General features: G+C 71.6%; 8 protein-coding genes and 1 pseudogene. 4 read left to right on the plus strand and 5 right to left on the minus strand.

Annotated features, from left to right (window positions below):
* Positions 1 to 84: 84 nt before the first annotated feature.
* The 3 genes from NO345_RS01410 to NO345_RS01420 all read left to right on the plus strand — a co-directional run bounded on the left by NO345_RS01410 (position 85) and on the right by NO345_RS01420 (position 2716).
* Positions 85 to 1335: an MFS transporter gene (locus NO345_RS01410; protein ID WP_438266746.1), complete on the plus strand. Its 1251-nt coding sequence runs from the start codon at positions 85 to 87 to the stop codon at positions 1333 to 1335.
* A gap of 75 nt (positions 1336 to 1410) precedes the next feature.
* Positions 1411 to 1758 (plus strand): TRAM domain-containing protein, encoded by a 348-nt coding sequence (locus NO345_RS01415; protein WP_256295941.1) that lies wholly within the window; start codon positions 1411 to 1413, stop codon positions 1756 to 1758.
* A gap of 46 nt (positions 1759 to 1804) precedes the next feature.
* A complete protein-coding gene (locus NO345_RS01420) occupies positions 1805 to 2716 on the plus strand; it encodes an ADP-ribosylglycohydrolase family protein (RefSeq protein ID WP_256295942.1) in 912 nt (303 codons plus the stop codon).
* 7 nt (positions 2717 to 2723) lie between these two features.
* Here the strand turns inward: NO345_RS01420 and NO345_RS19730 are convergent.
* Positions 2724 to 3895 (minus strand): annotated as a pseudogene (locus NO345_RS19730) (MFS transporter).
* Positions 3896 to 4060: 165 nt separating this feature from the next.
* On the opposite strand from NO345_RS19730, the gene NO345_RS01435 reads away from it, so the two are divergent.
* The gene (locus NO345_RS01435; protein ID WP_256295944.1) at positions 4061 to 5839 is read left to right on the plus strand and encodes a right-handed parallel beta-helix repeat-containing protein; all 1779 of its coding nucleotides are present in this window, start codon (positions 4061 to 4063) and stop codon (positions 5837 to 5839) included.
* Positions 5840 to 5879: 40 nt separating this feature from the next.
* Here the strand turns inward: NO345_RS01435 and NO345_RS01440 are convergent, their stop codons facing one another.
* From NO345_RS01440 to NO345_RS01455, 4 genes are all read right to left on the minus strand, one after another.
* Positions 5880 to 6158, minus strand: a complete 279-nt coding sequence (locus NO345_RS01440) for a hypothetical protein (RefSeq protein WP_256295945.1) — start codon at positions 6156 to 6158, stop codon at positions 5880 to 5882.
* A 70-nt stretch (positions 6159 to 6228) separates the two neighbouring features.
* Entirely contained in the window at positions 6229 to 8313 is a 2085-nt protein-coding gene (locus NO345_RS01445; protein WP_256295946.1) for a RecQ family ATP-dependent DNA helicase, read from the minus strand.
* A 93-nt stretch (positions 8314 to 8406) separates the two neighbouring features.
* Positions 8407 to 10845 carry a DUF2309 domain-containing protein gene (locus tag NO345_RS01450; RefSeq protein WP_256295947.1) on the minus strand — a complete coding sequence of 813 codons (2439 nt, stop codon included), beginning with the start codon at positions 10843 to 10845 and terminating at the stop codon, positions 8407 to 8409.
* Complete coding sequence (locus tag NO345_RS01455) at positions 10835 to 12313, minus strand: proton-conducting transporter transmembrane domain-containing protein (protein WP_256295948.1); 1479 nt, start codon at positions 12311 to 12313, stop codon at positions 10835 to 10837. Before NO345_RS01455 ends, NO345_RS01450 begins: the two co-directional genes overlap by 11 nt.
* Positions 12314 to 12640 lie beyond the last annotated feature (327 nt).

The following is a 12640-nucleotide window of genomic DNA, read 5'->3' on the forward strand; positions in this document are numbered from 1 at the left end:
ATCGACGGCGGCCTCGGCAGGCCATGCTGCTCGTGAGCAGTCCGCACGACAGCTTGATACGGCGGCCGCGGGAATCGGTGTGGCGTGTCCACGACCGACGCGACCGGCGGTGGAGAGACGCCCGACGACACGGCCGGTCCGGGGGACGGCCCGGCCGTCGCCAGCGAGCGCGCCCGCTGGGGGCTGCTCCTCGGCGCGAGCATCATGTCCGTCTCGCTCGGGGCGTACGAGCTCGCGCCGGCGAGCGTGACGACGCTCATCCGGCAGTCGCTCGACATCGGTCCCTCGGCGGCCGGGCTCGTCGTCAGCGTGATGTTCGGCACCGCCGTCGTCGCGAGCCTCCCGGTCGGGGTCGTCCTCGACCGGACGAACTCCCGGCACGCCTGTGCCGTCGCCGTCGGCTTCCTGCTCACCGCCGGCGTCTGGGGCTGGTACGCCGCGAGCGTCGGGTCCTACGCGATGGTGCTCGCCTCGCGCGTCCTCGGCGGGCTCGCCTACGTCGTCGTCTGGAACGCCGGCATCGACGTGGTCGGGCGCTCGTTCCCGACCGAGCGGCAGGCGACCGCCGTCGCCACGTTCACCGCCAGCGGTCCGGTCGGCTTCGCCGTCGGCCAGGCCGCCGCCCCACTGGTCGCCGAGACGTTCGGCTGGCCCGCCGTCTTCCCCGCGTTCACCGCGCTCTCGGTCGTCGGCCTCGCGCTGTTCTGGCCGACCAGCCGGGGGAGCGGCCGCGCGAGCGATACGCCGACGCCCACGTTCGCGGACCTCTCGCGGGTCGTCACCGACCGGCGCGTCTGGCTCGTCGGCATCCTCGGCTTCCTCGGCTACTCGCTGTACCTGTTCGTCAACAGCTGGGCCCCCTCCTACCTGACCGACGAGCTCCGGCTCTCGCTCGTCGTCAGCGGCGCGCTCTCGGCGCTGTTCCCGGCGGTCGGGGTGCTCTCGCGCATCAGCGGTGGCGTGCTCTCGGACCGGCTGTTCGGGGGGCGTCGTCGCCCCGTCGTGCTGGCCTCGTTCGTGGTCGCGACGCCGGTCGTCGCCGCGTTCACCTTCCTGCCGTCCGTGGCCCTCGTCGTCGCGGCGTTGCTGGTCGCCGGCTTCGCCATCCAGCTCTGTCTCGGCCTCGTGTTCGCCTACGTCCGCGAGCTCGTCGAGCCCGCGGTCGCCGCCACGGCCGTCGCGTTCCTGACGAGCGTCGGCCTCGCGGGGGCGTTCGCCGCCCCCATCGTCGGCGGCGCGCTCATCGACGCGACGAGCTACGACGTCGCGTTCCTCGTCGCGGGGCTGCTCGGCCTCGTCGGCGTCGCGGTGGCGTGGCGCGCCCCGGAGCCGTGACCGACGGAGGTACCGCCACCCCGACCGACGCACGTACCGCCAAGCTATTTCCCGGCGCGCGGTGACCACGCGCCCATGCAACAGCTCTACATCGCCGGCGGCGCGGCCGCCGTCGTGCTCCTCGTCGCCGTCGCGGCCGTGCTCCGGCGACGCGGCAGCAGCGACGCCCGGGCCTCGAAGCGCGCCCACGAACAGGCACAGGAGCGCGAGCCACCGGTCGACGTCGGCGACACCGTCGAGTTCGGCATCACCGAGTTCACCGACCACCACTCCGGCGAGCGCGTCGCCGTCGGCAAGGTCGAGGGCTTCGTCGTCTTCGCCGAGGACGTGCCGTCGGGGTCCGAAGTCGGGGACGTGGTCCGCGTGAAGATCACGTCGTTCAACCGCGGCGGCACCTCGGCGGACGGAACGGTCGTCGGGTAGCGCGACGGACGAAACCGATTTCCTGTCGTCTTGTGAACATCAGGGTATGTCCACGAACCGCGCCGAGGGCGTCCTCCTCGGGTTGGCCTGTGGCGACGCGCTCGGTCGACCCGTCGAGTTCCGGAGCGCCGGCCAGATCGCCAGCGCACACGGCACACTCACCGAGATGGTCGGCCACGGCACGTGGAACCAGCCGGCCGGCACCATCACGGACGACACCGACCAGGCGCGCTGCATCGCCCGGAGCCTCGTCGAGTGTGGGCGGTTCGACCCCGCCGACGTGGCCGACCGGTTCGTCGCGTGGTACGAGTCAGGACCGTTCGACATCGGTGGCATGACCCGGCGGTCCATCGAGCGGCTCCAGGGGGGCGAGCCCTGGGACGAGGCGGGGCAGACCGTCTGGGAGGACAGCCACGAGGGCGCGAACGCCGGCAACGGGAGCGTGATGCGCTGTCCGCCGCTCGCCGTCGCGTTCGCCGACGACCCGGAGACGCTCGACCGGACGAGCCGCGACTCCTCGCGCATCACCCACGCCGACCCACGCTGCACCGCCGGTTGTGTCGTCCTGAACCGCACGATAGCGGGCCTCCTGCGGGACGACGAGGAGTCCCTCGCGGCCGCACTCGACGCGACCGAGATCCCCGAGGAACTCGCCGCCGCGCTCCACCCGGTCGCCCGCGGTGACACCGTCGACGACCTCTCGACCTCGGGCTACGTCGTCCACTCGCTCCAGACCGCACTCCACGACGGCCTCCGGGGCGAGAGCGCGGAGGACGCCATCGTCACCGCGGTCAACCGCGGCGGCGACACGGACACGGTCGGTGCCATCGCGGGGGCCGTGGCGGGGGCCCGGTTCGGGGCGGACGCGCTGCCGTCGCGCTGGCTCGCCGAGATCGACGAGGAACCGGAGCTCCGGCGGCTCGCGGGCGCGCTCGACGGCTGGGACGGCGCGGACTGAGGGCCCCCTACCGCCGGCCACCGGCCAGCTTCGAGGCGGCGGCCGACCCGCGGAGCCGGAGCATCGACAGCGTGCCGACGAGGGGCCCGAGCGCGAGCGGTGCGAACGCCCATCGCCAGCCGACCACGCCGACGAGTACGGGTACCAGCTGGATGGAGACGGTGGTCAGCAGGAAGCCGATGGCGGTCTGGAGCGTCAGCGCCGTCCCGACGTAGGACTCCTCGGCGAGCTCCGAGACGGCCGCCGAGAACTGCGCCGAGTCGGCGACGATGGCGACGCCCCAGACGAGTACGAACGGGACCAGCAGGACGAGCGACGAGCCGAACACCAGGCCAGCACCGAGGCAGGCGACCCCGCTGACGACCATGCTCGCGCTGGTGACCGAGGTGCGACCCAGCCTGTCGGCGGCCGACCCGGCGAGGACGGCACCCAGCCCGCCGACGCCGATGGTCCCGAACGCGAGCAGCGAGGCTCGCGACGAGGTAGGCCGGGATCCACGTCCAGACGGCGTACAGCTCCCACATGTGGCCGAAGTAGCCGCCGTTGGCCAGCATCGTCTCGCGGTCCCGGAGGATGCGGCCGATGGCCCCCGGGTCGAAGGGGGCCGCCGGGGCCTGGTACGGCCCCGGTTCGACCAGCAGCACGAGGAGGCCACCGACCGTCGCGAGCGCGGCTGCACCGTAGAGGACGACCCGTGGCTCCCCGACGCCGCCGAGGGAACGGAGGAGGTGGGGAAGTGCCGAGCCGACGGTCAGTGCTCCCACCATGGTACCGATGGCGAACCCACGACCCTCCCTGAACCAGCCGGCGAGCAGCTTCATCCCCGGCGGGTAGACGCCGGCGAGTGCGACACCGGTCAGAAATCGCAGGACGATGGCCGGTACCGCGCTGGTGACGACGCCCGCGATGAGGGCCGTACAGGCCGCGCCGCCGACGGCCGAGCCGGCGATGAGGTACCGCGGCCGGACGACGTCGGAGAGCGTGAGGATGGCGGACAGCAGCGCGCCGACGACGAACCCCAGCTTGGACCGCGATGGTGAGCCACGCCGTCTCGGTCGCCGTGAGCCCCCACTCGGCGGCCAGTTCGGGGGCGGCGGCGCTCGCACTGAACCACAGCGACATGACCAGGAGCTCTCCCGCTGCCACCACCAGCAGGACGCGGCGTCTGCGAGACAGCATTCAGTTCGGTACGTTGGACCCGCCGGACTAAAGCCTCCACTCACCCGGGGGTGAGTGCCCCACCGCTCGTCGCCCCCGTGACGGGGCGGTCGCGACCTGTGGCGATGTGTCACCGGGATGCCAGTCGGCAAGAAGCGTTAAGCACACACATATCAGTCTACGGTCATGGCTTTCTCGCGACGGGAGCTGCTCCGGGCCGGCGTCCCCCTCACGATGGTCGGTCTCGCGGGCTGTAGCTCGAACGGCAACGGCGGGTCGGGCGGCGGGTCGACGACGGCACCGCCGACGCAGGCATCGACCACGCGACGACAGACGACGCAGTCGACGACACAGCAGTCGACCACGCAACAGCAACAGCAGACGGACACCTCGGACTCGGCCTGCGAGTCGCCGGTCGAGGTGTCGGGCACCATCACCGAGGACACGACCTGGGACTGCGACCGGTACCACATGACCGGCGACGTGACCGTCGCGAACGGCGCGACGCTGACGGTCGACAGTACGGTCGTCGATACGGCGGCGGACACGCTGCTGTCGGTCGGTGACGGGGCGACGCTCGTCAGTACCGGCACGGCGGAGTTACCCACCGTGTTCCGCAGCGAGACCCACCAGCCGGGGAGCTGGAAGGGCATCGAGGTGACCGCCGGCAGCGTCGAGGCGTCGTTCGACAACACCATCATCCGCTTCGGGGGTGCCGGTGGCTGGGCGAACGTCTACCTCCAGAACGGCGCGACGGCGGCGTTCCACAGGTGCATGTTCGACCGCTCGTCGACGTACGGCGTCCACGCCGAGGCGAACACCGGCTTCACGTCGTTCTCGGACTGCTCGTTCCTCGACAACCAGTCGGGCTCGATGCGGATCCCGGCAACGGCCATCCCCGACCTCGAACTCTCCACGACGTACACCAATAACAACCTCCCGGGCAAGGTCGTCGTCGACAACGAGACCGTCACGCAGGACGCGACCTGGCCGGCCATCGACAGGCCGTACGTCTTCCCGGACGGGGCGACCATCGCGGCCGGGGTGGCGGTCGAGGCGGGCACGCTCTGCTGGTTCGGGCAGGGGTCGTTGCTGTCGGTCGAACGGGGCGGTGTTCTCGACGCTCGCGGGGAGGCAGCGTCGCCGGTCAGGTTCGTCGGCGAGCAGACGGGGACCCCCGGGTTCTGGCGGGGCATCGAGATCGTCTCGAACGACCGGAACAGCCTCTCCAACACCCTGGTCGCCGGCGGCGGTGCCGACGGCTGGGCGAACGTCTACGTCCAGAACGGGGGGCGGGTGTCCATCGACAACACCAGCCTCGTCGGCTCGGCCACCTACGGACTCCACGCGGAGGCGAACACGACCCTGTCCACGTTCGAGGGGGTCGGTTTCACGCGCAACCAGCAGGGCTCGATGCGGATTCCGCTGCCCAGCCTCGGTCGGGTCGGCCCGGACACGGTCTTCGTCGACGGGGGCGGGGAGAACCACATCGAGGTCACCGACGAGACAGTCACCCAGCCCGCCAGATGGAACCTGCCCGACGTACCGGTTCACTTCCCGGGGAACGGCCGCATCCGGGCCGACGTCACCGTCGACCCCGGCGCGACGTTCACGTTCGCGCAGGGCTCGCTGCTCTCCGTCGAGCAGGGCGGGAGCCTCCACGCGGTCGGTGGTTCGGCGGCGGACGAGACGATCACCTTCCGCGGTGACGCCGACGTCCCCGGCTTCTGGCGGGGCATCGAGTTCGTCTCGCTCTCCCCCGACAACGTGCTCGATAGCTGTGAGATTGCCAACGGCGGGAACGGCGGCTGGGCGAACGTCTACGTCCAGAGCTCCGGGATGGCGACGGTGCAGAACTCCACGCTCCGGGACAGCTCGACGGCGGGCATCATCGCGGAGGACGGCGCCAGCCTGACCGAGTCCGGCAACACGTTCTCCGGGAACGCCGACGGCCCCATCGCCTGAGACAGTCGATCCCCGCCGCGTCGGGCTACCGACGGCCCCGTCACTCGTCCCTGAGTGCGGCCGCGACGGCCTCGAGCTCCGCCTTCCGGAACGCACCCGTCGTCTGCTCGGGGTCGTCCTCGCCCAGCTCGCCGATCTTCCAGAGGATGCCGGCCCGCATCTGTGCCTTCGACGGGAGCGAGCCCGCCCCGATGTCGTAGCCCACGGCCTCGCAGATGGCGGCGAGCGCCTCCTTGGTGAACGCCGTCGATTCGACCCGCTCGTACCGTCCGACCGCCTCCCTGATCTCGTTCCGGAGGTCGTCGACAGTCTTCGCCATACGTCCCCCGCGTGGCGGAACGTGCTGTAGATTCCGGTCGGCAGGGATCGGTCGTGGGTGTCGGGGGAGACTACCACCGTGTCCGCTTCGCGAGCGCGAACGGGTACACCGTGTCGCTGTCGGCGTCCCTGAGCGTCATCCCCGCCTCGGTGAGCGTCCAGCGCGTGTCGACCAGCTCGTCGACCAGCAGGACGGGGCCGTCCGGGAGCTCGTCGCACACCTCGAAGGCGCCCTCGACGTCCCAGCGCTTCTGGTACGAGTTCTTCAGCTCCGCGGGGGGTGCGGTTTCCGCGACCTTCCGGAGGGCGGGCACGTACGGCACGCCCAGCCGCGCCGCGATGCGGGCGGCGAGGTCCTCGACCCGGCCCTCGCCCGAGCGCGACGGCACCGCGGTCACCCAGGCGGGCTCGGGGTCGGGTACCCACTCGTCCCGGACGTGGGAGGCGGCCGCGTTCACCACGTCGTCGCCGTAGTTCCCCTCGCGTTCGTACTGCTCGCGGACCCGCTCGCCGAGGCCCGGGTCGCCGTAGCTGCAGAGGGCGCGGCCGTCGTCGGGTTTGCGCGCCTCCTCGATCTTCGTCCGCCCCCCCTCGCGCCGGGGCATGTAGTAGCGCGGGGAGAGCTCGCTCCACGACTCGGCCTCGTAGTGCTCGACCGCGGCCTCGACGAGCGCCTCGTCCTGTACCGCTCGGGGGAAGAAGTCGCCGGCGCAGTTGGCGCACTGCCCGCAGGGCTCCGCGAGCGAGCCGTCGAGCACGTCGTCGACGAACCGGGTCAGGCAGTCGTCCGTCGCGACGAAATCCTGTATCTGTCGGAGCTCGCGGTAGCGCTGGGCCGTGATGGACTCGATGCGCTCGTGGTCGTACGACCAGCGCTTGGTCGTGCGCTCGAAGCCGTCGTCCACCCGGAGCACCGCGTTCTCGACCCGCAGGATGTTCAGGCACTTCGAGGCGACCTTCCACGAGACGTTCGCCCGCTGGAGTATCTCGTACTTGTACAGCGGCGCGTCCGCGTCCTCGATGGTCTCGAGCACGAGGTCGAACTCGGCGGGCGTGGGGAACGCGGACTCGATGAAGTACTCGGCGATGTCGTCGTCCTCCTCGCCCGAGAGCAGGACGGCGAACGCCTCGTCGAGCCCGCGGCCCGCGCGGCCGATCTCCTGGTAGTACCGGATGAGGTTCGGCGGGCGCTGGTAGTGGACGACCCAGCCGAGGTCGGGCTTGTTGAACCCCATGCCGAGCGCGTTCGTCGCGACCAGCGCGTCGACCTCGTTGGCCAGGAGTTCGTCCTCGAGCTCGCTCCGCCGGTCGCCGTCCATCCCGCCGTGGTACGGCTCCACGTCGAACCCCTGTCTGTTCAGCCACGCCGCCACCAGCTCCACCTCGTCGGTCGTCAGGCAGTAGACGATGCCCGACGACGGGAGCCCGTCGATGTTCTCCGCCAGCCACGCGAGCCGCTCCGCTCTGGACCCGATCTCGACGGTCTGGATGCGCAGCGACTCGCGCACGAGGTCGCCCCGGACCACTTCCAGGTCCGGCACCTGTCTGGTCACGTCGTCGACGACCCGGTCGTTCGCCGTCGCGGTCGTCGCCGCGACGGGGATGTGCTCGGGTAGCTCCTGCAGGATGCGCCTGATGCGCCGGTAGTCCGGCCGGAAGTCGTGGCCCCAGTCCGAGATGCAGTGGGCCTCGTCGACGACGAGCAGCCCGAACTCCTCGCGCATCTCGGCGAGCACCGCCGCCTGGAACTCCTGGTTCGCGAGGCGTTCCGGCGAGATGAGCAGGATGTCGCAGTCGCCGTCGACGACGCGTCGCTTCGCCTCGTCCCACTCGTCGGTGTTGTTCGAGTGGATGGTGTACGCGTCGAGGTCGAGCTGTGCGCTCGCGTCCTGGATCTGGTTGCGCATCAGGGCCAGCAGCGGGCTGACGATGAGCGTCGGCCCCGCGCCGCGCTCCCTGCGCAGCTTCGTGGCGATGAAGTACACCGTGCTCTTGCCCCAGCCGGTCCGCTGGACGAGCAGGAGGCGCTGCTGGTCGTTGACCAGCCCGTCGATGGCCTCCCACTGCTGCGGGCGGAACTGCGCGTCGGGACCGATGCTCCGTTCGAGCAGCTGCTGGGCCTCCGCCCTGGAGACCTGTTCGGAGGGGGTGTTCACATCTGCTCTCTGCTCGGCTTCGGTGATAACCCTTCGGTGGGGCAGCCGGTTCGGGCCGTCGTCGGGCCCTCGGCCGTCCGCCGTCGCCTGGACTCAGTCGTCCGCGGCCTGCGGCTCGGGCGTCGGGGTCCGCGCTGCGGCCGCCGGCTCCGACATCGGCGTCCACTCCAGCTCGCCGTCGTACTCGAACGCGCGGTGCTCCTGCGTGGGGTCGACGACCGTCAGCGAGAGCCAGCCGTTGTCGAGCAGGCCCGCCACGGTCGGGTTGTCGGCGAGCACGTCCGTGACGCGCTCGACGGGCGCGTGCACGACCGTCGAGAGCCGGAGCGGCTGGTGGTACGGCTCGTCGTCCGCGGCGTACAGCGACTGCAGCGGGAGGCCGGCCATGAGGTCGCCGCCGTTGCCCTGGTAGACGCCGACGTTCCCGACCGGGTTCTGGGTCACCTTCGAGCCGCTGCCGTAGGCCGCGTTGTCGACCGTCGAGAAGTAGTACTGCGTGTTGATCCACTGCGTGACGACCAGCGGTCCGGCCACGATGGCCGCGAGGGCGTCGCCGTCGGGGTCGGTCGACCAGTCGTAGGAGTGGAGGAACGAGCGGCCGTCGAGGTCGAGGTCGTCGGTGAGCTCGCGCGGGCCGACGACGAAGCCGGCGTTGCCGGCCAGCCCCCACTCGGGGCGGGTCTCCGCCCAGTCGGCGGCGCGGCGCTGGGTCTCGCGGACGCCAGACTCGCCCGCCACGCCCATGTCCTCTGCGCGCTCGGCTGCGGCGTCCGCCCGGGCGGTCCCGAGGTCCGCGCGGAGCTGCTCGAGGTCGGCCGCGTGGCTCTCGGGAACGTGGCCGTCGTACAGCTCGACCTCGTCGGTCGTGGTGGTGTGCTCGCCCGCGACGAAGACGGTGTCCGCCGGAACCTCGATGCCGCGCTCGCGGAGGTCGGCCCTGACGTCCTCGTCGTTGCAGATGGCGGCGAGGACGCGGGCGTTCGGGCCGCCGGCGTTGCCGGCGCAGGCCCCGCAGTCGAGGCTCGAGTCGAACGGGTTGTTCGCCGTCTCGCTGGCGTGGCCGGTGAAGACGACGAGCCGGGCGAAGCGCTCCCAGCCCAGCAGCTCGAACGCGGTCGCGGCGTACTCGACCTTCTCCGCGTGGGTGAGGCCCTCCCGCAGCGGGTTGACCGAGTCCGGGTTGTAGTCGACCGACGGCTCGCAGAACTCGTGCTCGTCGGGCACCCGCCGGTCGACCGCGTCGAGCAGGTCGTGGACGCGTCCCGGCAGGAGCGTCCGGGCGGCCAGTGCGGCACCGTAGCCCGCGCCGGCGCTCTCGACGAAGCTGAACGCGGTCGCGGCGTTGGACCGCATGCGCTCGACCGCGCGCCGTCCGGCCGTCACGGCGGCGTGCCAGCGGTCGTGGGCGGCCTGCTCGCCGTCCCCGCCGCCCGTGGGGTGGGCCGCGATGCGGTGCTGTGCGTCGAGGATCGGCGGGCAGGCGTCGACGGTCGCGTCGGCGTCGTAGCCGGCGTACCGCATCGGCACGCCGAAGAAGCCGGCGTAGCCGTGGGTCTCGTAGTCGCCGGCGGCCTCGACGTGGCGGCGGAGCACCTCGGAGCGGGTGTCGATGCAGAACACCAGCTGGGCGTCGGGGCGTCCCGCGTCGTCGCGCTCGGCGGCCGCCCCGCTCGCGTCGGCGACCGCGTCGACCAGCTCGCCGCGGTAGCTCGCCTCCCACGCGCGCAGCCAGACCTCGGGGAGGGGGACGTCGGCACCGGGCGTCTCGGTCCCACCGTCCGGGCCGTCGGGCGTCTCGTCGGGGCCGACGGGCGCGTCGAACAGGTCGGCGAGCGTCAGCCGGACCGCCAGGTAGCCCGCGAGCGTGATGGGGTACTCGGTCTGCCAGTCGTCGCCGGCGTCGGCGCGCTGCTTGAGGAACCCCGTCCAGCCCGGGAGCGCGGTCAGCTGGAACTCGAGGACGTCGCGCCACTCGCCGACGGGGTAGTCGGTCAGGACCTCCCGGACGGCGTCGACCGGTTCGTCCGGCTGGTCGGCGAAGGCCTCCCCGCCGGGGATGTCGTCGTCGTGGGGGGCCAGTCGCCGGACCGCCGCGTAGAACCCCCGCTCGCGGTTCGGCATCCGCCACTTCGCCCGGCCCTGGTCGAGGAAGGCCGCCAGCCACTTCGTCAGGACCGCGTCGACCCGGTCGGTGGCGGTCTCCACGTCCGACCCCGGCGTCCCGACGGACCCGGCGGCGGCCAGCCGGTCGAGCGACGCCGCGGGGTCGTCGTCGTAGCCGTGGGCGGCCAGTTCGCTCCGCAGCACGTCGGGGTCGATGTCGCCGCGCTCCCACGCCGCCCGGAACACGTCGGCGCTCGGGTAGCCGGTGCCGCCGAGGGTCTGCTCGGCGTCGGCGACGGCCTCGTGGAACGGCTGGTCCTCGAAGCCGGCGAGCGGGTTGGCGGTCACGAACGAGTGCAGCGGCCAGACGGAGCCGACCGCGTCGGCGGCCGCGTCGATGCGCTCCTCGATAGCGGGTTCAGTACTCATTGTAGTCCTCCGTGTCGGTCAGCAGGGTCTCGCGGGCGGGCTGGCCCGCATTCAACAGCCGCACGTAGAGGCGTTCGCTACGGCGGTAGACGCCGGTCTCGACGGCGAGGTACGTCAGGAAGAACGCCGCCGCGACGAGGGCGTGGACCGGCGTCAGGGCCGCGGGTTCGCCGACCGCCGGGAGGCCGTGGAGCAGCCCCTCGACGACGCCGTACACCGCCGCGTAGACGGCGATGGCCGGCAGCGCGACCAGCGGGACGGCTCCGTAGCGGACCGCCGCGGTGACTCCCGACTGCCGGACGACCTCGCGGGCGGCGTGGACGACCGTCAGGACGACGAGCCCGGCGAGCAGGAGCCCGCTGTCGAGCGCGGTTCCCTTGCCGGTGAGGGCGGCGAAGAGCCCACCGCCGGCGAGGGCGGTGAGGGCGATCACCGCGACGCCGACGGCCCCGGTCGAGCCGTCGTCGCTCGTCCCGTTCGGGGCCGTGTGCTCGACGCGGCTCCCCGACGCGAGGAACTGGTAGGCCTTGTAGAAGCCGTGCAGTATCAGGTGGGTGATGGCGGCCCCGAAGAAGCCCAGGCCGGCCTGCAGCAGCATGAACCCCATCTGCCCGACGGTCGAGCAGCCGAGCGTGCCCTTGACGTCCGTCTGGACGGTCTTCAGGAGCTTCCCGCCCAGCGCGCTGGCCGCCCCGACGAGCACGACCCCGAGCATGACCGCGGGTTCGACGGTGACGACCGGCGCGAACCGCACCAGCAGGATGCCGCCCGCGTTGACGAAGCCGGCGTGCATCAGCGCCGAGGCCGGGGTGGGGGCCGTCATCGACGAGAGCAGCCACGTGTGGAACGGGACGAGCGCGGACTGGACCATCGCCGCCACCACGAGCCCCCCGGCGGCGAGCAGGACCGGCGTCGATGAGGTGGCCCCGGCCAGCCCCGAGACGGTGGTCGCGCCCGTCTCCCACCACAGCGTCGCGAGTGCGACGCCCAGCAACGCGCTGCTCGCGAGGAAGTACCGCTGTGCGAGTGCCCCCGCAGCCCGGGCCTGTGCCCACCCCTCGACGTGCCCGATCAGGTCGGCCATCACGAGCCCCATCGCGAGCCACGCGAGCCAGAACAGCACGAGGCTGTCGGCGGCGACCAGCACCAGGACGACCAGCGTGAACGCGAACACGCGGCCGAAGAAGCGGTCGATGGTCCGGCTCCCGGCCATGTAGCGCCGGGCGTAGCTGTGGACGATGCCGCCGAAGAAGGTGACCGCCGTCCAGAGCACGACGGTCAGTCCGTCGACGGCCACGAGACCGGGCAGTTCCCAGCCCTCGCCGCGCCACCACCGGGCGGCGAGTGCGACGAGGCTCGCACCCCACAGGAGCCACACGGCTCGGGTCAGCGTCGCCGGCAGCCGTGCGCGTTCGCGGTCCGGAGTCGGAAGCTGTCCCACCGTCGTCGGCTGTTCGTCTCCTGTCATCGGTTGCTCCGTCGGTGACCGACGCCGCCTGCGACGGGGATGGCCGTCGCCGTCGTCGCCGGTCGTTCCTACCCAGTGTACGAACGAATTGGTTATTAAAGATTTCTAATCGACCAAATTGTTCAACAATATTTGCCAAGACGAACGTAACGGTCGTTCACGCTGGTTCGCTGTTCGCCGTCGACGGGCTGTCTCCCGCTGGATATCGGCGCTGGGTGAGAACGTCACGCACTGTCGCCACCGGCGAACAGATGCGTCGAACATACTCGCCTGATTCCCGAACTGTTCGTCCACGGACGATGGCAAACCATATCGGTACCCGCCACC

Origin of the sequence: Haloarchaeobius salinus (assembly GCF_024464185.1) — an archaeon.
Lineage (GTDB): Archaea > Halobacteriota > Halobacteria > Halobacteriales > Natrialbaceae > Haloarchaeobius > Haloarchaeobius salinus.

What these genes read in the sequence shown, in the direction of transcription:
- NO345_RS01420 (WP_256295942.1), top strand. Translation starts at nt 1,805, where the DNA reads ATGTCCACGAACCGCGCCGAGGGCGTCCTCCTCGGGTTGGCCTGTGGC.
- NO345_RS01435 (WP_256295944.1), top strand. Translation starts at nt 4,061, where the DNA reads ATGGCTTTCTCGCGACGGGAGCTGCTCCGGGCCGGCGTCCCCCTCACG.
- NO345_RS01455 (WP_256295948.1), bottom strand. Translation starts at nt 12,313, where the DNA reads ATGACAGGAGACGAACAGCCGACGACGGTGGGACAGCTTCCGACTCCG.
- NO345_RS01450 (WP_256295947.1), bottom strand. Translation starts at nt 10,845, where the DNA reads ATGAGTACTGAACCCGCTATCGAGGAGCGCATCGACGCGGCCGCCGAC.
- NO345_RS01440 (WP_256295945.1), bottom strand. Translation starts at nt 6,158, where the DNA reads ATGGCGAAGACTGTCGACGACCTCCGGAACGAGATCAGGGAGGCGGTC.
- NO345_RS01415 (WP_256295941.1), top strand. Translation starts at nt 1,411, where the DNA reads ATGCAACAGCTCTACATCGCCGGCGGCGCGGCCGCCGTCGTGCTCCTC.